19 protein-coding genes are annotated in these 21,640 nt (G+C 69.0%); 8 read left to right on the top strand and 11 right to left on the bottom strand.

Annotated features, from left to right (window positions below):
- Window positions 1-4: 4 nt before the first annotated feature.
- Window positions 5-307, bottom strand: coding sequence for an antibiotic biosynthesis monooxygenase family protein (locus ACYU7G_RS14620; protein WP_461109076.1), 303 nt, complete (start codon window positions 305-307; stop codon window positions 5-7).
- Between the two features lie 60 nt (window positions 308-367).
- Between ACYU7G_RS14620 and ACYU7G_RS14615 the strand changes: the two genes are divergently transcribed.
- Genes ACYU7G_RS14615 through ACYU7G_RS14600 form a run of 4 tightly spaced genes read left to right on the top strand, consistent with a single transcriptional unit; the run spans window position 368 to window position 3,479 of the window.
- Window positions 368-1,339: a metal ABC transporter substrate-binding protein gene (locus ACYU7G_RS14615; RefSeq protein ID WP_461109074.1), complete on the top strand. Its 972-nt coding sequence runs from the start codon at window positions 368-370 to the stop codon at window positions 1,337-1,339.
- Window positions 1,326-2,084, top strand: a complete 759-nt coding sequence (locus ACYU7G_RS14610) for a metal ABC transporter ATP-binding protein (protein WP_461109072.1) — start codon at window positions 1,326-1,328, stop codon at window positions 2,082-2,084. The genes ACYU7G_RS14615 and ACYU7G_RS14610 overlap by 14 nt, the downstream gene beginning before the upstream one ends.
- A complete protein-coding gene (locus ACYU7G_RS14605; protein ID WP_461109070.1) occupies window positions 2,084-3,067 on the top strand; it encodes a metal ABC transporter permease in 984 nt (327 codons plus the stop codon). Before ACYU7G_RS14610 ends, ACYU7G_RS14605 begins: the two co-directional genes overlap by 1 nt.
- Window positions 3,054-3,479: a Fur family transcriptional regulator gene (locus ACYU7G_RS14600; protein WP_461109068.1), complete on the top strand. Its 426-nt coding sequence runs from the start codon at window positions 3,054-3,056 to the stop codon at window positions 3,477-3,479. The genes ACYU7G_RS14605 and ACYU7G_RS14600 overlap by 14 nt, the downstream gene beginning before the upstream one ends.
- Here ACYU7G_RS14600 and recO read toward each other — a convergent pair.
- Window positions 3,456-4,181 (bottom strand): DNA repair protein RecO, encoded by a 726-nt coding sequence (gene recO / locus ACYU7G_RS14595; protein WP_461109066.1) that lies wholly within the window; start codon window positions 4,179-4,181, stop codon window positions 3,456-3,458. The two genes, ACYU7G_RS14600 and recO, sit on opposite strands and share 24 nt — an antisense overlap.
- 48 nt (window positions 4,182-4,229) lie before the next feature.
- On the opposite strand from recO, the gene ACYU7G_RS14590 reads away from it, so the two are divergent.
- Entirely contained in the window at window positions 4,230-4,994 is a 765-nt protein-coding gene (locus tag ACYU7G_RS14590) for an isoprenyl transferase (RefSeq protein WP_461109064.1), read from the top strand.
- A gap of 28 nt (window positions 4,995-5,022) precedes the next feature.
- On the opposite strand, the gene ACYU7G_RS14585 is transcribed toward ACYU7G_RS14590, so the two are convergent.
- On the bottom strand, window positions 5,023-7,299 hold the full coding sequence (locus ACYU7G_RS14585) for a family 43 glycosylhydrolase (protein ID WP_461109614.1): 2,277 nt from the start codon (window positions 7,297-7,299) through the stop codon (window positions 5,023-5,025).
- 298 nt (window positions 7,300-7,597) lie between these two features.
- On the opposite strand from ACYU7G_RS14585, the gene ACYU7G_RS14580 reads away from it, so the two are divergent.
- Window positions 7,598-7,723, top strand: a complete 126-nt coding sequence (locus tag ACYU7G_RS14580; RefSeq protein WP_461109062.1) for a hypothetical protein — start codon at window positions 7,598-7,600, stop codon at window positions 7,721-7,723.
- A gap of 222 nt (window positions 7,724-7,945) precedes the next feature.
- Complete coding sequence (locus tag ACYU7G_RS14575) at window positions 7,946-8,230, top strand: hypothetical protein (protein ID WP_461109060.1); 285 nt, start codon at window positions 7,946-7,948, stop codon at window positions 8,228-8,230.
- 257 nt (window positions 8,231-8,487) lie between these two features.
- Here ACYU7G_RS14575 and leuA read toward each other — a convergent pair whose 3' ends face one another.
- From leuA to ACYU7G_RS14535, 8 genes are all read right to left on the bottom strand, one after another.
- The gene (gene leuA, locus ACYU7G_RS14570) at window positions 8,488-10,227 is read right to left on the bottom strand and encodes a 2-isopropylmalate synthase (RefSeq protein ID WP_461109058.1); all 1,740 of its coding nucleotides are present in this window, start codon (window positions 10,225-10,227) and stop codon (window positions 8,488-8,490) included.
- Between the two features lie 191 nt (window positions 10,228-10,418).
- Window positions 10,419-11,351 (bottom strand): GTPase Era, encoded by a 933-nt coding sequence (era, locus tag ACYU7G_RS14565; protein ID WP_461109056.1) that lies wholly within the window; start codon window positions 11,349-11,351, stop codon window positions 10,419-10,421.
- Complete coding sequence (locus ACYU7G_RS14560; RefSeq protein WP_461109054.1) at window positions 11,344-12,660, bottom strand: hemolysin family protein; 1,317 nt, start codon at window positions 12,658-12,660, stop codon at window positions 11,344-11,346. The genes era and ACYU7G_RS14560 overlap by 8 nt, the downstream gene beginning before the upstream one ends.
- 85 nt (window positions 12,661-12,745) lie before the next feature.
- Complete coding sequence (locus tag ACYU7G_RS14555; RefSeq protein ID WP_461109052.1) at window positions 12,746-17,479, bottom strand: exo-alpha-sialidase; 4,734 nt, start codon at window positions 17,477-17,479, stop codon at window positions 12,746-12,748.
- A gap of 105 nt (window positions 17,480-17,584) precedes the next feature.
- A complete protein-coding gene (locus ACYU7G_RS14550; protein WP_461109050.1) occupies window positions 17,585-18,844 on the bottom strand; it encodes an APC family permease in 1,260 nt (419 codons plus the stop codon).
- Between the two features lie 57 nt (window positions 18,845-18,901).
- Window positions 18,902-19,366, bottom strand: coding sequence for an rRNA maturation RNase YbeY (gene ybeY / locus ACYU7G_RS14545; protein ID WP_461109048.1), 465 nt, complete (start codon window positions 19,364-19,366; stop codon window positions 18,902-18,904).
- The gene (locus ACYU7G_RS14540) at window positions 19,363-20,307 is read right to left on the bottom strand and encodes a PhoH family protein (RefSeq protein WP_461109612.1); all 945 of its coding nucleotides are present in this window, start codon (window positions 20,305-20,307) and stop codon (window positions 19,363-19,365) included. Before ACYU7G_RS14540 ends, ybeY begins: the two co-directional genes overlap by 4 nt.
- A 153-nt stretch (window positions 20,308-20,460) precedes the next feature.
- Entirely contained in the window at window positions 20,461-20,907 is a 447-nt protein-coding gene (locus ACYU7G_RS14535) for a DUF5709 domain-containing protein (protein WP_461109046.1), read from the bottom strand.
- A 31-nt stretch (window positions 20,908-20,938) separates the two neighbouring features.
- Between ACYU7G_RS14535 and ACYU7G_RS14530 the strand changes: the two genes are divergently transcribed.
- Window positions 20,939-21,640: a queuosine precursor transporter gene (locus ACYU7G_RS14530; RefSeq protein ID WP_461109044.1), complete on the top strand. Its 702-nt coding sequence runs from the start codon at window positions 20,939-20,941 to the stop codon at window positions 21,638-21,640.

The raw sequence follows: 21,640 nt of genomic DNA, 5'->3' as shown, positions 1-21,640 counted from the left end.
GGACTCAGATCCCGCGTGGCAGGTTCTCCCCCAGCTCACCGGGCGCCAGGTAGGCGGACGGCTCGTCGATCGCCCGGGAGAGCACGGGGGTGAGCACCATCTTCGCCTCGTACCCACCGAACGAGCGTCGGTAGCTCCCCACCGAGTCCCAGCGGCTGACGATGGCCCACAGCGCCTGCTCGTCGAGGTTGCGCACGAGCTCGGCGGACAGGCATCCGGCACACTCGCGCCAGAACGCCACCACGGCGTCGGCCGCGGGCTCGAAGTCTGCACCGGGGTCCTGGAAGCGGGAGATGGCCAGCAGCATGGCGGCAGCCTAGCGGAGCGGAGTTGACAGCAACCCCGACCCTTATTGATACTGATTCTCATGACATCTCGCGCACTGACCGCAGCCCTCGTCGCCGGCGCCCTGGCCCTGACGGCCTGTGGCACCCAGTCCCCGGGCGAGCCCGGGGACGACAACCTGCAGGTGGCCGCCGCGTTCTACCCACTGGCCTTCGCCTCTGAACTGGCCGGCGGCGGGGACGTCACCGTGGAGAACCTGACCACGCCCGGCATGGAGGCGCACGACCTCGAGCTGTCCCCCAAGCAGATCGTCGCACTCACGGAGGCCGACGTCGTGGTCTACCTGGCCGGGTTCCAGCCGGCCGTCGACGACGCCGTCGCCCAGTCGGACTCGCAACACGTGATCGAGGTCTCCGGGTTCGCCGACCTCACCGAGCCCGTGGGCCACGACCAAGATGACCACGCCGATGATGACCACGACCACGGCGCCCACGAGCACGGGGACGAAGGCCACGAGGGCCACGACCACGGCGAGTTGGACCCGCACTTCTGGCTCGACCCCACCCGGCTCGCCAAGGTGGTGGAGGCCATCGCCGACGAACTGGGCGCGATCGACCCCGCGGCCGCCGAGACGTTCGCTGCGAACGCCGCGGCCGGAGCCGAGCAGCTGGCGGCCCTCGACGAGGAGTTCGCCACCGGTCTGGCCGAGTGCGAGCGGCGGGAGATCTTCGTCTCCCACGCAGCCTTCGGCTACCTGACCGAACGCTACGACCTGGAGCAGGTCTCCGTGGCCGGCCTCTCCCCCGACGCCGAGCCGTCCCCGTCGCGGATCGCGGAGGTGCAGGAGCTCGCCCGGGAGCACGGCGCAACGACGATCTTCTTCGAGTCGCGGGCCTCCGACGCGGTGGCCCAGTCCATCGCCGGGGACCTCGGGCTGCGCACCGCCGTCCTCGACCCGCTGGAGGCGCTGACCGAGCAGTCCGCCGGCGAGGACTATCCTGCTGTGATGCACGCCAACCTCGAGGCCATCCGGGACGCCAATGGCTGTTCCTGAGAACCAGTTGCTGTCCGCCGAGGGAATCTACGTCTCCCTCGGCGGCCTGCCCATCCTGCGCGACGTCTCCCTCCACGTGGACCGGGGGGAGGCGGTCGCCGTGCTCGGCGGCAACGGTTCCGGGAAGTCGACGCTGATCCGCGCCGTGGTGGGGCTGAACCCGCTGCAGGAGGGCACTGTCCGGCTGTTCGGCCAGCCATTGCACGGCTTCAAGCAGTGGTCACGCGTGGGCTACGTGCCGCAGCACTCCTCGCTGAACGTGTCCAATGCCACCGTGCAGGAGATCGTCACCTCCGGCAGGCTGGCACACCGCAAGCCCTTCCACTGGTTCCGCCGCGCGGATCGCGTCGCCGTGGCCGGCGCGCTGGAACTGGTGGGCCTGGCGGACCGGGCGAAGTGGCCCTTCCGAAGCCTCTCGGGCGGCCAGAAGCAGCGCACCCTGATCGCCCGTGCGCTGTCCACCGAGCCCGAACTGCTGGTGATGGACGAGCCCTTCGCGGGCGTGGACCTGCACAGCCAGGCCGGCCTGGCCAACCTGCTCGCGGGCCTGCGCGCCGACGGTCTCGGCATCGCCGTCGTGCTCCACGAGCTCGGCCCCATGGCAACCGTGCTGGACCGCAGCATCACACTGTGCGACGGCCGTCTGGTGGACCACGAACCTCCCGGCACCACCTTCGAGTGCGACCCGGCGGAGACCCATGACTCCGGCATCGGTCTCCTTGACCCGGTGGCGAGGGGCAACTGATGGAGATCCTCGCCTACCCCTTCATGCAGCGCGCCCTGGTCGCCGCCCTGCTCAGCGGCCTGATGGCGCCGGCCATCGGGATGTACATCGTGCAGCGCAAGCTCAGCCTCCTCGGCGACGGCCTGGGGCACGTCGCCATCATGGGCGTGGGCCTGGCGTTCCTCACCAACACGGCTCCGCTCCAGATGGCGATCGTGGTGAGCGTGCTCGGCGCCGTCGCCGTCGAGCTCGCCCGCCAGCACGGCAAGGCCTCGGGAGACCTGGGCCTCGCGATCCTGTTCTACGGCGGGCTCGCCTCGGGCGTGATGATGGCCGGCATCTCGGGACAGGGATCCGCCGGCCTCTCGGCCTTCCTGTTCGGTTCACTGACCTCCGTCAGCGGGTCCGACCTGTGGGTGATCCTCGCGCTCGCCGTGGTCGTCCTGGTGCTCACCATCGGCCTGTCGCAGCGCCTGTTCGCCGTCGCCGCGGACGAGGACTACGCGAAGGTCCTGGGTGTGCGGGTGAACCTGCTCAACCTGATGATCGTCGTGGTCGCAGCCGTGACCGTCAGCGTTTCCATGCGCACCGTCGGCCTGCTGCTGATCAGCGCGCTCATGGTGATCCCGGTGGCCACCTCGCAGCAGTTGTTCGTCGGCTTCAAGGCGGCCTTCTTCGGCGCCATGGGAATCGGCATGCTCGCAGCCCTGCTCGGGACCGTCGGCTCCTTCTACCTGGACACCGCCTCGGGAGCCACCATCGTGGTGGTCGCCATCGTGCTCCTGGGCGTCTCATGGGTGGTGGCGGGCCCGCTCCAGCGTTCCCGCCGCTTCATCCCCTACATCGAGGACCACGGGGAGCACGAGCACGAGCCGGCCGAGACCCACGCCGCGTCACACACCCACGACGCCGGGGTGCAGGTGATCCAGCACGGCGACCACCTCGACTACGTCCACGACGGACACAGACACGCCCGCCACGGAGACCACTATGACGAGCACTGACCGCCCCACCGCCACCCCCACCCGCCAGACCTGGCAGCGCGCCGCAGTCCGGGACCTGCTGAACCGGATGGACGAGTTCCGCACGGCCGCACAGGTCCACGACGACCTGCGCAGGCTGGGCGACAAGGTGGGGCTCGCCACCGTCTACCGGGCGCTGCAGGCCATGGCCGACTCCGGCGAGGTGGACGTCCTGCGCACCCCCGACGGCGAGGCCGCCTACCGCCGCTGCTCCACCGGGCACCACCACCACCTCGTGTGCCGGGAGTGCGGCGCGACGGTCGAGATCGCCGCCGAGGCGGTCGAGGCATGGGCCCACGACGTCGCTGCACTGCACGGGTTCACCGACGCGGGCCACGAGATCGAGATCTTCGGGCTGTGCGCTGAGTGCTCAGCGGTCGAGGAACGGGATTGACCGCAGTCCCCGGTCCATGTGCCAGCTCGCGAACGCCACCACCAGGCCGTGGCAGCGTCTGGCCACGGCAGGATCGGTGCTGCCGACGGTGTCCCAGTCACCGGTGAGCAGCGCCGTCAGGTGCCGCAGGGACTCGGGCTCCACCCGCGCCGACGCCGGGGGCCTGCACCGCACGCAGACGGTGCCGCCGCCCTGCGGGTTGAACCAGCCGACGTCGTCGACCGAGCCGCAGCTGGAGCAGCTGTCCAGGACGACGGCCCAGCCGGCGATCGCGAGCGACCGCAGCAGGTAGGAGTCCACCACCGCGTTGGGCACCATCTCCGGGCGGCGCATGGCCAGCAGTGCCCCCAGCAGGAGCCGGTACTGCTGCAGTGCCGGGACGCCGTCCTCCGCCACCAGCCGTTCGGCCGTCTCGACGAGGACCTGGCCGGCGGTGAAGCGGTCGTAGTCCATGCCCAGCAGGCCGGGGTGGAGGGTCTCCACCTGCGTGACCACCTCGAGGTTGCCGCGGCCCTCGGCGAACTGGATGTCGACGTGGGTGAAGGGTTCCAGGCGGGAACCGAACTTGCTGCTGGTGCGGCGTACCCCCTTGGCTACGGCGCGCACCTTCCCGTGGCTCCGGGTTAGCAGGCAGATGATGCGGTCGGCCTCGCCGAGTTGGTAGGTGCGCAGCACAACTGCCTCGTCACGATAGGTCGCCACGCTGCCAGTCTACGAGCCGCCACCGACAGCTCCCGGTAGGCTCGCAGGGTGGCAGACTCCTACCGGCTCCCGCCCCCGCACCCGAGCGGCGCGACCGCCCCGAAGCTTCCTGCGAAGGCACTCCCACGACACGTCGCCATCGTGATGGACGGCAACGGCCGCTGGGCCAAGCAGCGCGGGCTGAAGCGCACGGAGGGCCATGCCCGCGGCGAGGCCTCCCTGCTCGACGTCATCCACGGGGCCCTCGAGCTGGGGATCCCCTACCTGTCCGCCTACGCCTTCTCCACGGAGAACTGGAAGCGCTCGCCCGACGAGGTGCGCTGGCTGATGGGCTTCAACCGCGACGTCATCCACCGGCGCCGCGACGAGCTGGACGCCATGGGCGTTCGGATCCGGTGGGCCGGGCGTCGGCCCAGGCTGTGGGGATCCGTGATCCGGGAACTGGAGACCGCGGAGGAGCATAGCCGCAGCAACGACAAGCTGACGCTGCAGTTCTGCGTCAACTACGGAGGCCGCGCCGAGATCGTCGACGCCGCCCGAGAGATCGCCCGCCTGGCCGCCGCCGGGAAGCTGGACCCCGAACGACTCACCGAGGCCCGGTTCGCCAAGTTCCTCGACGAGCCCGAGATCCCCGACGTGGACCTGTTCCTGCGCAGCTCCGGGGAGCAGCGCACCTCCAACTTCCTGCTGTGGCAGTCCGCCTACGCGGAGTTCATCTTCCTGGACCGGCTCTGGCCGGACTTCGACCGCCGCGACCTCTGGGCCGCCGTCGAGCAGTACTCGACGCGCGAACGACGCTTCGGCAGCGCCTGACCCAGAGGCCGCAGCGGTCAGAGCCCCCTCAGGCGGTGTGGATCCGCACGTAGTCGAACTGTGCGACGGTAGCCGGGTTGGCGCCGCCACCGGTGTACAGACCCACCTGCGGATCCGAGCCTGCGGGCAGCGTCCACGTGGCACCCCAGCGCCAGTGGTCGCCGTCACGAGAGGTGGCTGCCCGGTAGAGCAGTTCCCCTTCGGCGCTGGTGGTGTGGTGGATCCGCAGCCACATCGTCGCTGCGGTGGGACCACCGAGGTGGGCCGCGAACCGGGTCTGGCCGCCATCGCGGATCTCCTTGCCGAACTCCACCTGCCTCGAGCCCCAGATGGCGACGTCGCCGAGCCGGAGGAAGTTGTCGTCGTCCACGTAGACCAGCAGACCTGCCTGCTGGTAGTTGCGGATGCCGTCCTCACCGAGGTCCAGGTGGAGCTTGGTCTCCATGATCCAGTCAACGGCCGGCGGCTGCTGCAGCAGGAGACCACCACTGCCACCGGAGCCCGTGATGTCCACCGAACGCAGCGGCCAGTTCAGCGCGCCGTCGGCCACCGTGGCGGCGGTGTCCTCGCGGACCCACTGCCAGGAGCTGAGGTCCCCGTCGAACTCCTCGTTCATGACGAGTTCGCCCGGCACCGGCTCCGGGACCTTCTCGGTCACCGGCTCGTGCGCCTGGTTGACGGTGAGGTTGTCCACGTCGACACCCTGCCCGGACAGCGCCAGCGGCCTGCTCTTGAGCGAGCCGTTGCGCAGCGGCAGCATCACCTCCGCGACGACGTCCCCGAGCCGCGACTCGGACAGGCGGACGGTCAGTTGCCCGTCCGCGGCGTGGACGCTCAGCGCGGTCCAGTGTCCCAGGTCGTGGCCGGCAGGGATGGTTGCGCTGGTGGTCCCGGAGTGTGGCCCGAGGGAGTAGTTGGCGGTCAGCTTCCGCTTTCCCGGGTCCACGGTCACGACGATGCCGTTGCGCCCGGCCCCGGCAAGGGTGAGCTCCAGCGGGGCTCCCTGGGAGCGCAGGTCCAGATCGACATGCACCTCCTTCGGCGCCTTGCCGCTGCTCCTGGCCGTGCCTTCGAGGACGGCGTGGGGACCGGAGAACGGCTCGGAGGCTGACGAGATGTCGCCTCGGATGGCGTCTCCGGCCGCCGGGTCGGCGCTGTCGATACCCAGGAGCGATCCGGTGACCGGGGCGGTCTGGGGCAGTTCACTGGGCCCGGCACCTGCCCGGGTGAGGGGCCAGCCGTCGATCCAGTCCAGCCTGTCCATCAGGGTGGGGCGACGGTTCACGCCACCGGGGGCGGCCAGCCAGGGCTCGTCCCTGTCGATGCCGTGGTAGAGGATCCAGTCCTGCCCGGAGAGGTCCTGCACCACCGTGTGGTGCCCGACGCCCACCCAGCGGTTGCCGTTCTGCACCAGCATCTGTGTGCCGCCCGGGCTGAAATCGAGCGTCGACTGGCCCTCGTGGTCCAGGAACGGCCCCCGCGGATCCGTCGAGCGGGCCGCGTAGACGCTGTAGCCGGTGACGGGGCCAGCGCAGCAGTTCGCCGACGATCCCATCAGGTAGTAGTAGCCGTCGCGCTTGACCACGAACGCCCCCTCGTAGCGGTCGGCCGCGGCCACCCTGGTGAGCTCGCCTGTGGCCTTCAGCCCGCTCTCGTCCAGTTCCGTGACCCAGAGGCCGCCGTGGTAGCTGCCGAAGTAGAGGTAGCGGGAGCCGTCGTCGTCCAGCAGCATCGCCGGGTCGAAGGTCCAGAAGAAGTCTCCGCCGGGGGCGGGTCGCGGTGCCACAACGGGCTCGTCCGCCGAGGTCCAGGGACCGGCCGGCGTTGGGGCCGTGGCCACACCGATGGCGGAGTCGCCACCGGGGTTGATGGTGGTGTCGGTCACCGTGAAGTACATGACGTACTGGCCGTCGACGTAGCGCACGTCCGGCGCCCAGAAGTAGGAGGAGTCCGTGGCCCAGCTGGGGGCAGAGTCCTCGTCGAAAACGGTGCCCAGGTAGTTCCAGTCCACCATGTCCGCGGAACTGGCCACGTGCATGACGCCGAACTCGCCGCCCGAGACCAGCGGGTCGGAGGTGGCGTACAGGTACCACAGGCCGTCCTTGCCACGGATGATGACCGGGTCGGCGTAGGTGTCGGCGAAGTCCGCCGTGATCGGGTTGGTGTACTCCTTCGGTGTGGCGGCAGACGTCTCGGCCGGGGCCGGTTCCTCCGCCTGGGCGGGTGCCACGAGGGGAACCGCCAGAGCGCCGGCCAGGAAGCCACACAGCAGCGCGAACCGGACGCGTAAAGATCTGTTCCTCATCACTTCTCCAGACTGCGTTGGGGGGATTGTTCGGTGATGCATCGACGGCGCCCGCGCAGCCACCGATGTGGTTCCAATCCGTCGACGTCGAGGGGCGGAACCAGTGGCTGCGAGGCGTCGCGGAACCCATGCTGCACGAGAAGTTAACCGTTGTAAAGAGGTTCAGGTCAACCGTTGTAAAGAGTTGTTTGAGGCTGTTCACCAATTTTCTTGACGCGGGGTGACGCTGTTGGATAGCCTCGGGATCCGACCGAGTCCACTCCGGATTCGAAATGCGCGACGAGAGGAGGGGATCCTGATGGACATCACCCAGGCTCCCACCATGAAGGCCACCACGCTCGGCCCCGTCCGCAATGCCGTTGCCGCCAAGCACAAGGGCTTCTCGGTAAGGAACGGAAACCTCATCCGTTCCCGCCAGGCGTAAGGCCGCGCCGCTGCCGCGTTCCCTCCGGGAACGCACCCCACTCACCATGTGATCCGACGGGCTCAGCTGCCCGTCGCACTTCCAGCAAGCATGCCCACCGGCGAATCACCGGGTCCTGACGTGACCCGTCCCCGCCCTCGGTCCTGCTTTCGCAACCCTGAGTTTCCGGTGACGATCGGCGTCGCCGGGTTCAAGAACCGACCCGACCCGAAGGAATCCATCGTGAACACGATGCACTTGCCCCCTACCGCCCACCCACCCGAACAGTTCCTGGTGGCTGAGACCATCACGGACCTGCCCCAGATCCCCGGCGCCTCGCTGGCCGACCGCATCTCGATGCGGATCGGGCTTTGGCTGCTGCTGCGGGGCGCCCGCCACGCAGCCCGGGACGAGCAGTGCCGGCAACTCAACGATCTCGAGCACGTCTCCGACGCCGCTCGGGACGAACACGCGCAGGCGCTCGCCCGCGCCTGGGCACAGGGTGCCCAGTCGCCCTTCCAGAGGTAAGCCCCGCAACCGTGCCGGGGAGTGCAGCAGCGCTCCCCGGCATCCCACCCGGACGGAACCCTGATGCACAACCGCACCATCGTGGTCGAGCCCTTTGACCTGCCCGCCACCTGCGAGGCCGTGAAGTTGGGGGTGGTGACAGGTGTGAGCGACACGCCGATGGCAGGCCCTACAGGGCCGCGAAATCGATTTCGTGCGGGCGCTGGTCACCACCCCGCCCGCGCTCTGGCACGGTCTCGGGGTGGCAGCAGTGGGATTCAGGCATCGCGGCGAGCGCGGTTGATGGCGCTGAGGATGGCCTTCATGGAGGCGCTGGTGATGCTCGGGTCGATCCCGACGCCCCAGTACACCTGGGCGTCTTCACCCTCGCCCACCTCGCACTCGACGTAGGCCGCGGCCTTGGCGTCGTCGCCGGTGTCCATGGCGTGCTCGTGGTAGTCCAGCACCCGCACGTGGGCACCGGCCTCCACCAGGGCGTCGACGAAGGCGGAGACGGGGCCGTTGCCCTCGCCCTCCACCTCGAGTTCACCGTCTGGGCCCGAGACCGTCGCGGTGATGTGGAACTGCCCGTTCTCCGAGGTGGACCCGGACTTGGCCAGCGACCAGACGCCGTCGGCGAGGTACTCCCTGTTGAAGAAGTCGACCATCTCGCCGGCGGTCACCTCGCCGCCCTCGCTGTCGGTGTGGTCCTGGACGACGCGGCTGAACTCCATCTGGAGCCGACGGGGCAGGTCCAGCTTCGCCTCCGATTTCATCAGGTAGGCCATGCCTCCCTTGCCGGACTGGGAGTTCACGCGGATGACGGCCTCGTAGGTGCGGCCGACGTCGTGCGGGTCGATCGGCAGGTAAGGGGCTTCCCACGCGATCTCGTCGACGGACTTGCCCTGCTTGCCGGCCTCCACCTCCAGGTACTCCAGCCCCTTCTTGATGGCGTCCTGGTGGGAGCCGGAGAAGGCGGTGTAGACCAGGTCACCCGCGTACGGGTGCCGCGGGTGCACGGGCAGGCCGGTGCAGTACTCGACGGTGCGGCGCACGTGGTCGATGTCGGAGAAGTCCAGTTGCGGGTCGACGCCCTGGGTGTACAGGTTCAGCGCCAGCGTCACCAGGTCCACGTTGCCGGTGCGTTCCCCGTGGCCGAACAGGCAGCCCTCCACCCGGTCCGCGCCGGCCATCTGGCCCAGTTCGGCGGCGGCGACGGCGGTGCCGCGGTCGTTGTGGGGGTGCAGCGAGACGGCCACGTGCTCACGGTTGCGGACGTTGCGGCAGAAGTACTCGATCTGGTCGGCGTAGGTGTTCGGCGTGGACCGCTCCACCGTCGCGGGCAGGTTGAAGATGATCTCCCGCTGCTCGGAGGGCTGCCACACGTCGGAGACTGCGTTGCACACCTCGATGGCGAAGTCGGTGGGCGTCTGGGTGAAGATCTCGGGGCTGTACTGGTAGCCGAACTCGACGTCGCGCAGGTACTTGTCGGCGTAGCTCATGACGTGTTCGGTGCCGCGCACGGCCATCTCCACGCACTCGGTCTCAGAGATCCGGAACACCACCCGGCGGAACAGCTCCGCCGTCGCGTTGTACATGTGGATGGTGGCGCGCTTGGCACCAACCAGCGACTCCGCGGTGCGGCCGATCAGGTCCTCCCGGGCCTGGGTCAGCACGGAGATGGTGACGTCGTCGGGGACCTTGTCGCCCTCGATGAGCTGCCGCACGAAGTCGAAGTCCGTCAGCGAGGCCGACGGGAAACCCACCTCGATCTCCTTGAACCCCAGGTCCACCAGCATCTCGAACATGCGCAGCTTGCGGGCGGGGGTCATCGGGTCGATCAGCGCCTGGTTGCCGTCGCGCAGGTCAGTGGAGAGCCACCGGGGCGCCTTGGTGATGTTCTGGTCCGGCCACGTGCGGTCCGGGACGGTCACGGGCCGGAACGGCTTGTAGCGGTCCACCGGCATCGGGGTGGGCTGCTGCACGGGGGTGGGCTGGATGCGGGTGTTGATTTCCATCGGGATTCAGCTCCTCAGCTGGAGGGGTGGGCGCCAGGCACGACGAGACTCCGCAGCGAGGGGGCTGGCTTTTCCATTCAGGAGCGGGCCCCGCTGCGGCAACCAAGGAGCAGGAGATGCTGTGCCACGGATGCGACTTTAGGCCCAGGTGCACCTCGACGGCAAGCGCGACGCGCGAACTGGACGCGCACTCAGAAGCCGAGGCGGTTGAGGTACTTCGGGTCGCGCTGCCACTCCTTGAGCACCTTCACGTGCAGCTTCAGGTGCACGGGCGTGCCCAGCAGGCGGTTGATCTGGAGGCGGGCCTGCGTCCCGATGTCCTTCAGCCGGGAGCCGCGGTGGCCGATGACGATGCCCTTCTGGGAGTCGCGCTCCACCACGATGGTGGCGAACACGTCCAGCAGGGGCTTGTCCTCGGGGCGGTCCGGCCGAGGGAGGATCTCGTCGATCATCACGGCGATGGAGTGAGGCAACTCTTCCCGCACACCCTCCAGCGCCGCCTCGCGGATCAGCTCCGCGATCAGGGTCTCCTCGGGTTCGTCGGTGATCTCGCCGTCCGGGTACCAGGCGGGGCCTTCGGGCAGCAGGTCCAGCAGGACGTCCTCCACGTCGTCGAGTTGGTCGCCGACCTCCGCCGAGCAGGGCACCACGGCGGCCCAGTCGATCCCCAGTTCCTCACCGAGCTTGGCGATGTCCACCAGGTGTGAGAGCACCCGGTCCTTGGACACGAGGTCGGTCTTGGTGGCGATGGCGATGATCCGGGGCTTGTTCTCGAGCTCTGCGATCTGCTTGGCGATGTAGGTGTCACCGGGGCCGATGCGCTGGTCGCAGGGCAGGCAGATGCCGACGACGTCCACCTCGCTCCAGGTGTCCTTGACCAGGTCGTTGAGACGCTCGCCAAGCAGCGTGCGGGGTTTGTGGAGGCCGGGGGTGTCGATGAGGACGAGCTGCCCGTCGGGTCGGGTGATGATGCCGCGCACCACGTGCCTGGTGGTCTGGGGCTTCGACGACGCGATGGCGATCTTCTGCCCCACCAGGGCGTTGGTGAGCGTCGACTTGCCGGCGTTCGGCCGGCCGACGAAGCAGGCGAATCCGGACCGGAAGCCCGTGGTTTTCTCAGTCATCGGTTGTCTCCTCCGTGCCGTCGAGCGGCTCCAGTTCTGCTTGCGTGAGGCGCCGGACCAGGACCGTCCCCACCTGGTGTCGGCGTCCGACGGCACGATCGGCCACCATCTCGATCCCGTCGTGGACCACCTTCGATCCCGGGATGGGAACGAGGTTGAGCAGCTTCGCCATGAGCCCACCGACGGTCTCGACGTCCTCGTCGTCCCACTCCCTGTCGAACAGTTCGCCGCACTCGTCCAGCGGCATCCGCGACGAGACCCGGTAGCGCCCGTCGTCGAGCGAGACCACCGCGTCGATCTCGTCGTCGTACTCGTCGACGATCTCGCCCACGATCTCCTCGACGATGTCCTCCATGGTGACCAGGCCGGCGGTCCCGCCGAACTCGTCGATGACCACCACCAGGTGGGAGTGGGTGACCTGCATCTCCCGCAGCAGGTCCGCCGCGGGCTTGGAGTCGGGCACGAACGAGGCGGGGCGCATGTGCTCCCCCACGCTCTCCTTGTGCTCCGCGTCCGGGTTGTCGTAGACCCGCCGCATCACGTCCTTGAGGTAGACGATCCCCTGCACGTCGTCGATGCCGCCCTCCCCCACCACCGGGATCCGGGAGAAGCCGGAGCGCAGCGACAACGACAACAGTTGGCGCAGGGTTCGCTCCACGGGGACGAACACCATGTCCGGGCGCGGGACCATCACCTCCTTGACCAGGGTGTCGCCGAGCTCGAAGACGGAGTGGATCATCTTCGACTCCTCCGCCTCGATCAGGTCGTTGGCCTCCGCGAGGTCGACGTACTCGCGCAGCTCGGCCTCGGACGCGAAGGGCCCGTCCGCGAAGCCGCGGCCCGGCGTGAGTGCGTTGCCGATCAGGACGAGTAGCGCGGTGAGCGGACCCAGCACGGTGGTCAGCGCCGAGACCGGCAGTCCGAAGGCGCGCATCACACCCTCCGGCCGCTGCCGTCCGATGGTGCGGGGGGCCACGCCCCAGAAGATGAACGAGACCAGCAGCATGCTGCCCGCGGTCAGGCCCAGCCGCGGCCACAGGCCCGCCACGTTGTCGAAGACCACCAGGGCGACGAGGACGACGGTGACGGTCTCCAGGAGCATCCGCGTGAACATCACGGCGTTGATGGAGGGGGCCGGGTCCTGTGCGATCTGCTGGATGCGCCCCGCACCGGGGACGTCCTCCTCCACCATGCGGTCCGCCCGCCCGCGCGAGAGCGTGGAAAGGGCCGTCTCCACCGCCGCCAGCACCGAGGCCACCAGGGCACTCACCAGCGCGACCGCCAGGGTGGTCCACTCCGACTGCGTCACGGTGGGTGATCAACTCATCTCTGCTGAAGGTTAAAAGGCTGCCCCAGTCTATCCGACCGGGGCAGCCCTTCACGGGGGATCAGCCTCAGGAGAAGCGGACCATGTTGTTCAGCACCCACTTGCTCACCAGCTGGAACTGGCTGGAGCCGGGGCTCACGGGCTGCCAGACCTGGGCCCACACGTAGCTGCGGCAGCCGTTGCGGCCGGTGGTGGCGTTGTCGCACTCAGTGGTCCACCTGCGCCCGTCCGTCGCGGTCCAGGCCCCGTTGTGCGCCAGCGGGTTGTCGCCCCAGACGCTGCGGGCGATGGGCAGGTAGGTGAGGTTGTTGAACACCCAGCCGTGCACCCACTGCGCAGTCCCGTCGACCACCTTCACCTGGGAGGCCCAGATGTCGGTGCGGCAGCGCTGCGTCTGCGAGTAGGGCTCGCAGGAGGTGAACCACTCACGTCCGTTGACCTTGTGGTAGCCGGGCGTGGTGTAGATGTCCACGGGACCGGCCGTCGGCTCGGCCGACTGGCTCGGCTGCGTCGGCTTGGCGGTCACGGTCTGCGTGACCGTCGGGTCCACGGTGCCGGTGGCCGTGGTGGTCGCCGTCGCCGTCGCGGTGGCCGTGGCACTCGCCGTGACGGTGGCCGTGGCCGATGCCGTCGCAGTGGCCGTGGCGGTCGCCGTGACGGTTGCGGTGGCCGTGGCGGTCGGGGTCACCGTGACGGTGGCCGTCGCGCTCGGCTCCACGCTGGGCTCCTCGCTCGGGTCCTCGGAGGGCTCGGTCCCGCTGCCGACGGCGATCGCGGGCAGCGTGGCGACGAGGCCGGCCTGCAGCACCTGGTTGCCGTCGCGGTCCGCGGTGGCGTCGAAGACGATCTCAGGCGTGAAGCTGCCTGCTTCGAGATCGGCCTCGGTGACCACGTGGAAGGCGGTGGTGCAGGTGTGCGTCTGGCCCGCGGGCAGCGCGGCGTAGCGGCAGTTCGGGGCCGTCGGCGGCAGCGCGTCGTCCAGGTTGCTGGAACGGGGGAACGCCGTCACGGCTTCACCGGTGGTGTTGGTGTAGCTGACGTCGAACGTCAGCTCGTGACCCACCTGGACGGGGGTGCCGTTGTCGTCCGTGCGCTCCATCGAGAGCAGGATCATGTCCTGGGCCTCGACGACCTCCGTGCCGAATACCTCGATCTCCGCGATCGCCACGAAGGTGGCCGCCGGGTTGCCGTAGGTCTCGCCCAGCTCGACGCGGACGAAGCGGGCCTCGCCGGTCAGCTCGACGGTCTTGGCCGCGGCAGTGTCCTCCCACGTGCCCGAGGCGATCTCGGTCAGGTCGTCGAGGGAGTCGCCGGCCAGGATCCGGTACGGGCCGGGGCGGCCGTTGTTGGCGCCGTCGCCGGTACCACCCTGCTGCGGGGTCAGCACCAGTCGCGTGAGCGCGACCGGCTCGTCACCGAGCGACAGGTCGACGTTGTAGGGGAACTCCTGCGTCGCCGTGTAGGGGCTGTGGAAGTAGGTGCCGGTGTTCCCGTCGAACATGTTCGCCGCCGGGAAGGTGGCCTGCGAGGGGAGCTCGTTGACGAGCTCCAGGGCCACCTGCTCCTCGGGGATCTCGGTGTCCGGGACGGCCTGGGTGACGCGGAACTCCGCGGCCGAGACGAACTTGTCTGCGACGTCACCGTAGGTGCTCATGGCGCGGACCCGGACGTAGCGGTGCTCGCCACCCAGGAATACGGCCTGGACGTCGGAGGTGTTGGGCCAGTTGCCGGCCTCCACCAGGGTCAGCGCCTCGAGGTCGTTGCCGGCCCAGATCTCGAACCCGTTGATCCGGCCGTTGTGGCCGACCTGGCGGGGCACGTACTGGAACCACGTGGTCGCCACGGGCTCGTCGCCAAGTTCGATGTCGACGTCCAGGGGCAGCGTGATGCTGCCGTCCCACGGGCTGTGCCAGATGGTGTCCTGGTCGTCGTCGAACGCCTGGTCGATGGCGGCGCCACCCTGGGCGGGAACCGTGTTGACCGCCTCGCTGTCGCTGATCGGCTCGCTCGGGTTCTCTCCCGCACGGAGCACGACCGGGAACGGGGTGCCCGCCGAGACGGTCTCCTCGCCCTGTGTCACCTCGAACAGCAGGTTGACGTTGCCCGGGTCGGTGCCCGCGGCGACGGTGACGGTGGCCGTCACGTCGACGGACGCACCGGCTTCGACGGTGACCTCGGCGAGCTCGTCCACGGTCACGTGGGCAGGCCCGGTGACGGCCGGCTTGAGCGTGATGGCCGCGTCGCCGTGGTTGCTGATGGAGAAGGTGAGCTCGTTGGTCCCGCGGTGCAGGGCCGTGCTGCTCGCCGGGGTGACGGCGACGCCCAGCGGATCCACCCAGTCGAGCGAGATCGTGGTGTAGCGGATGTTGTTGCCGTCGCCCTCGTAGAGCAGGCCGTACTTGCCGGGCTCGTCGAGCGGGGTGAGCGTCGAGTAGGCCATGTAGCCCGGCTCGAACACTCGGGAAGCCGCCCAGGTCTGGCCGTCGTCGTAGGAGACGCGGACGGTGCCGTTGACGCGGCCGTTGAGGCTGTTGGCGTTGCTGAACAGCAGGATCTTGGCCTCGTCCGAGCCCTGCTCCGCGTCCGGGTAGGCGCGGATGATGGACGCGTTGTTGGTCGGGTCGGGGAGCTGGAGGTCCTGGGACACGGGGCCCCAGGTGATGCCCTGGTCCGTGGACAGCGCCACTCGACGGTAGCCGCGACGTGCGTTGTCGCGGGTGTTGAGCATCAGCGTTCCGTCGGAGAGCTCCACCACCTTGTTCTCGTCCATCGAGGTGCCGACGGGGGTGCCGGCCTGCCAGCTGTCCCCGTGGTCGTCGGAGTAGACGGTGTAGGCCTGGATGGTGCCGTTGGACAGCATCAGCGGGTACATCAGCATCAGGCGGCCCTTGGCCTCGCCGTAGCGCAGCTGGATGCCCTCACCGGAGGACGCGAACCGGCTCTGCCAGGTGGCGGGGTCCTTGGTGATGTCTGCCGTGATGACCTCGGGCTCGCTCCAGGTCTTGCCGTTGTCGCTGGACTCCATGACTGCGGCGTGCTGGACCTGGCGATCCTCGGGATCGGTTCCGAGCTTGGAGCCGAAGAAGCCCTGGTCGAAGGACTTCACGAAGAACAGGAACACCTTGCCGGTCTCCTGGTCGGTCACGTAGGCCGGGTCGGAGTAGCCGTGCACGGGCGCCACCTGGCTGCCGGAGGCGATGTTGACGGCGTCGGACCAGGTCTGGCCGCCGTCGGAGGAGATGGACTGCAGGATCGAGTTCGGGTTCGGGGAGTCACCGCAGCCGGGGCGGCCGTCCCATGCGGCCAGGATGTCGCCGTTGGCGGCCTGGGTGAGAGCCGGGATGCGGTGGCAGGAGAAGCCCCACTGGCCGGAGGTGGCCAGGGAGACCCACTCGCCCTCCTCACGGGGCTCGGTGGGGATCTCCTCGGTGGTGGTGGGGACCTCGGAGGAGTGGACGAGGGTCTCGGTGTTGCCCCCACCGTCGGTGAAGGTCCACGACGTGGTGATGGTGGCCGTGCCCGCGGCCGCGTCGGCCTCGGTGACGGTGTAGGAACCGCTGCAGGTGCCGGCGAACCAGTTGGGCCCGTCGTAGCTGGTGGTGCAGTTGCTGCTGGTCACGGTCTCCGAGGTCATCGCGACGGAACGCTCGACGTTCGTGGCGAGGTCCCGGGACGACTCGTAGCGGTAGGCGAGGCTCAGCACGTCACCGGCCACGTAGGCGTCCTTGGCGTTGGCGATGCTGTTGAGCCGGATCTGGCCCAGCTCACCCGTGGCGAACCCCTCGGCGGCCTCGCCGATCGGGTAGATGGTGAGCGGCTCCTCGGTGGGCTCCTCGCTCGGCTCCACGACGGGCTCGGTCACCGGGACCTCGGAGGTGTGGACGATGGTCTCGGAGACGGCACCCTCGCCGGTGCGCGCCAGCGCCCATGAGGTGGTGATGGTGGCCTTGCCCGCGGCGGCGTCGGCCGCAGTGATGGTGTAGGACGCGATGCAGGTGCCTGCCAGCCAGCCGTCTCCGGCGAAGTTCTCGGTGCAGACATCCGTGGAGTTCGTGTCAACAGTCTCGGAGGTCATGGTGACCGAGCGGGGCGTGCTTCTCGGCATGGTCTCGAGGTTCGTCTCGTAGCGGTAGGTGAGCTGGAGGACGTCGCCCTCCGCGTAGATCTCCTTGGCGTCGGCCACCTGGTTGAGGCGGATCTGGCCGAGGGTCCCGACGGCGTAGCCGTCCGCGCCGGTGCCGATCGGGTAGGCGGTCAGCGGCTCCTCGGCCTGCACAACGGGCAGGCTGCCGGTGATCGTGGAGATTTCCGAGTCACCGGTGCGCACGCCCGCCTCGTCGACGGGGTACTCGGTCCAGGTGAGGTCGAAGTTGGCGACGCCTGCTGCAGCGTCCGCAGCGGTGACCGTGTAGGTCAGCGCCTCGCCTCCGAAGATGGCGCAGTTGAACTTGCCTCCCGATCCCGCCGGCAGGACCTGGGGATTCGTCCTGCCGTCGGCGTAGCGCCAGGTGCAGTTCTCGGCGTTGGCGAGGGTGTTCGACGATGCCACCAACTCACGGGCCGGAGCAGCGGCATTCGACTCCATGCGGAAGGTGAGGGTCACGACGTCGCCGACCTCGTAGAGGGCCTTCTCCGGAGTGAGCGTCTCGATTCTCATGTCCCCGTTGGCGGCGGGCACGAACACGCCCACCTCGGCCGCCTTGGCCAGGCTCGGCAGCCCGAACGGCACGGCCAGGGTGAGTGCTGTGACGATTGCTGTCAGTAGGACCAGTATTTTCGGCGAACGCCCAGTGCGACGCATGCAGACCTCCATGTCTCCCCCGCCCTTCATGGGCAGTTCCCGCAACTATGGTTGGCCTGTTTCGGGAGCGTCAAGCGTCAGACGTCAGATGATCTCGAACGCGCATCAGCTCTGCGCGGATCGCCTCCGAAACCGCTCTGCGACCCCTCGCAGGAGTATCCCGACGGCCAGCACGGCCAGGCCTGCGACGACGGATTGCCAGGGCAGGGTGACCACCAGGACGAGGCAGGCCACCGCACCGGTGGCCTGCAGCCAACGCGGATGCAACCGCTTGTCAGGGCGCTGTTGGTGCGCCGAGACGTTGGCGACGAAATAGTAGAGGAGAACACCGAAGGAGGAGAACCCGATGGCTCCTCGGAGGTCCGCCACGACGATGACCACGGTCAGCACCAGCGCCAGTACCAACTCCACCCGGTGGGGCACCTTGTGCACCGCGTGGGTGACGGCGAACCAGCGGGGCAGGTCCCCCTCGCGCGCCATCGCCAACGACGTCCGCCCGATGCCGGTGAGCAGTCCCAGCAGGGCACCGGCGCTGGCTGCCGCCGCTCCCACCACCAGCACCATCCGGGCCACGGGACTGTCGGCGACAAGGAGGGTCAGCGGCGCGTCCGAGGCCGCGAGGGCCTCGGGGCCGAGCAGCACCAGCAGGCTCACCGCCACCGCAGCGTAGAGCGCCAGCACCACGAGCAGGGCGGCGACGATGGCGCGCGGGATGGTCCTGGCTGGGTCTCGGACCTCCTCCCCCATCGTCGCGATCCGGGCGTAGCCGGCGAAGGCGAAGAACATCAGGCCGGCGGACTGCAGGACGCCGTACCATCCGCCCGCGCCCGCCGGGGCGACGACGAGGGCGGCACCGGAGGGATCCAACGTGCCCCAGCCGTTTCCCAGCGCAACCAACAGCCCTGCCAAGGCGACCAGGACCAGCACCTTCGCCGCCTGGGCGGTGCGGGTCACTCCGAAGTAGTTCACGGCCACCAGCACCCACACGAGGCCGACCGCGACTGGTTTCTGCCACGCCGCGGGGACCCAGTAGGCGGCGAACACCATCGCCATCGCCGCGCAGGAGGCGGTCTTGCCGATGACGAAGCTCCACCCGGCGAGGTAGCCCGGCCAGGGCCCGAGGACCTCCCGCCCGTACAGGTAGGTGCCACCCGCCCCGTGGTACTGGGCCGCCAGCTGGGCCGACGACGTCGCGTTGCACCACGCCACGAACCCTGCCACGGCCAACCCGATCAGGAGGGCTCCCCCGGCGGCCGCGGCTGCCGGGGCGAACACCGCGAACACGCCCGCGCCCACCATCGAGGCGACGCCGATGAAGAACGCGTCCCACAACCCCAGGCGGCGGCTCAACTGTGACTGTGTCACTGCAACTCCCGTCGACGACCGGTTCGGAACAAACAGCGGCGACAGCCGGCCGCGCGGCTAGCCGGAGCGTTCGGCCCGGGCGATCGCCCAGGCGGCGATGATCTTGTCGTTCAGGCCGAACATGACGGCCTTCTCCTCGGGTTCGGCGTGGTCGTGGCCGAGCAGGTGCAGCAACCCGTGGATGAGCAGGTACTCGGCCTCGGCGTCGGGCTCGCGACCGTTCTCGGCCGCCTGCGCGCGGGTCACCTGCGGACAGATCACGATGTCGCCGAGAAGCCCCATCGGCGGGTCCTCGTCCTCGGCCGGGGCGCGGAGTTCGTCCATCGGGAAGCTCATCACGTCGGTGGGACCGGGCAGGTCCATGAACCGCTCGTGGTAGCCGGTCATCGTCTCCTCGTCCACCAGCAGGATGGACAGTTCCGCCTGCGGGTGGATGCGCAGCTTCTCGAGGGCGAACCCCGCCAGGGCCACCAGGCCCTGCTCGTCGGCGGCCACCCCGGACTCGTTGTTGATGTCGATCATCTGGTCCTCGACCTGTGCTCGGGCTGGGTGTTGTTGAGGGAGTCGAACTGGTCGTAGGCGGCCACGATCCGGCCCACCAGCCGGTGCCGCACCACGTCGCGGGAGGTCAGCGTGCAGAACGCGATGTCGTCGACGCCGTCGAGGATGCCCTGCACCTGCCGCAGGCCGCTGCGCACGCCACCGGGGAGGTCCACCTGCGTCACGTCGCCGGTCACCACCACCTTGGAGCCGAAACCCAGACGGGTGAGGAACATCTTCATCTGTTCGCTGGAGGTGTTCTGCGCCTCGTCGAGGATGATGAACGCGTCGTTGAGGGTACGGCCGCGCATGTAGGCCAGCGGCGCCACCTCGACCGTGCCCGACGTCAGCAGTTTCGGCACCGCCTCCGGGTCCACCATGTCGTGCAGCGCGTCGTAGAGGGGCCGTACGTACGGGTCGATCTTGTCGTTGAGGGTGCCCGGCAGGAAGCCGAGCCGCTCCCCCGCCTCGATCGCGGGACGCGTGAGGATGATGCGGCTGACCTGCTTGGCCTGGAGCGCCTGCACGGCCTTGGCCATGGCCAGGTAGGTCTTGCCGGTACCGGCGGGGCCGATGCCGAACACGACGGTGTGCTGGTCGATGGCATCCACGTAGCGCTTCTGGTTCAGCGTCTTGGGGCGTACCGTCTTCCCGCGCGAGGACACGATGTCCGCGGTCAGGATCTCGCTCGCGCTGGCGTCGGGGTCACCGGACATGCCCACCACGCGCTCGACGTCCTCGCCCGTGAGGCCCTGCCCGGTGCGGATGATGGTGATCAGCTCGGTCAGGACGTCGGCCGCATGGGCGACGTCGGCGGCCGAGCCGCTCAGCGTGATCTGGCCGCCACGGACGTGCAGTTCGGCCCCGAGTTCACGTTCGAGGATGCGCAGGAAGTCGTCCCGCGGACCCAACAGGTTGACCATGTCGATGGAGGCCGGGACCTGCACCACGCGGGTGCCGGGCTGGGTCTCCAGTGCGTTCGAGGGAGTCAGGGTGTGCCTTCTTCGTCTCCGAGCGGGCGCCGTTCGCCCACGTCGGGGCCAAGTCTAGGCCAAGCCCCGGACGTACCGGGGTGATCAGTCGAGCTGGTCCTCGTCCTCGTCGGAGATGACGTGCATCGCAGCCTCCTCGGCGCTGGCCGCCCCGCCGGAGTAGCCGACGTCGACGCCCAGGGTGTGCTGGCGCCCGCCGGGCCCCTGCACCCCCATCAGGCGGCCTGCACGCTCGCCGCCCACCTGGCGCTTGTCACCGTCCTTGTTCCAGCGTTCACCGTCGGACTGCTTGTCAGGGTCGGGTTCAGGCACCTCCTGCCTGACCCGCTGCTCGATCGTCTCACCCTGGCGCATCTCTTCTGCCGTGTTGCCGTAGCGCTGCGCCGGTGACCAGCCCTCCGGGGTGGTGTACCCCTCGTCGAGGACGTCGGCCACTCCACGGTTGACGAGCGAGTCCCCCTCCTGCAGCTGGTCCAGCTGCTCGGACTCGTCCGGTACCTGCTCTGTCATGAAATCGTCGGTGGCTTCCATGAACCAATCTTGCCACCCCTATGGTTGAGCGGTGACAAACCCCACCGATTCCCATTTCGCACACCGCCCGGCAGGCAACTACGACGTCATCGTCGCGCTGTTCTGCGCATTCCTGCTGATCTCCAACGTGGCGGCCACCAAGCTGATCCAGTTCGGCCCCGACGTCGAGGTGTTCGGGTTCCCGGTGCTGCCGATCATCACCGACGGTGGTGCCTTCCTGTTCCCCCTGACCTACATCCTCGGCGACGTGCTGGCGGAGGTCTTCGGCCTGAAGGGGGCCAGGCGTGCGATCCTGATCGGCTTCGCGGTCTCGATCCTCGCCTCGGTGGTGTTCCTGGTGGTGGGAGCGGCGCCACCGGCGGCCGACTGGGGCGGGCAGGACGCGTTCACCACCATCCTGGGTTTCGTTCCCCGGATCGTGCTGGCCAGCGGACTGGCCTATCTCGCGGGACAGTTCCTGAACGCCTTCGTGCTGGTGCGCTTGAAGGAGCGTTCCAAGGAGGGCTCGCTGTGGGCGCGCCTGCTGGGCTCCACCCTCGTCGGCGAGGCGGCCGACACCGTCATCTTCTGCGTCGTGGCGTTCGGCGGCGTCGTCGGGTTGGGGACGCTCGGCAACTACATCATCGTCGGCTACGTCTACAAGGTGCTCGTCGAGGTGATCATGCTGCCGGTGACCTACCGGGTGGTCAAGCTGGTCAAGCAGCACGAACCCACCTACCGGCCGGCCGCCTGA

The sequence above is a fragment of the Tessaracoccus terricola genome (assembly GCF_054776555.1).
Note: the sequence above shows the minus strand (reverse complement) of the source record. Positions and strands in the feature narration are given on the sequence as shown.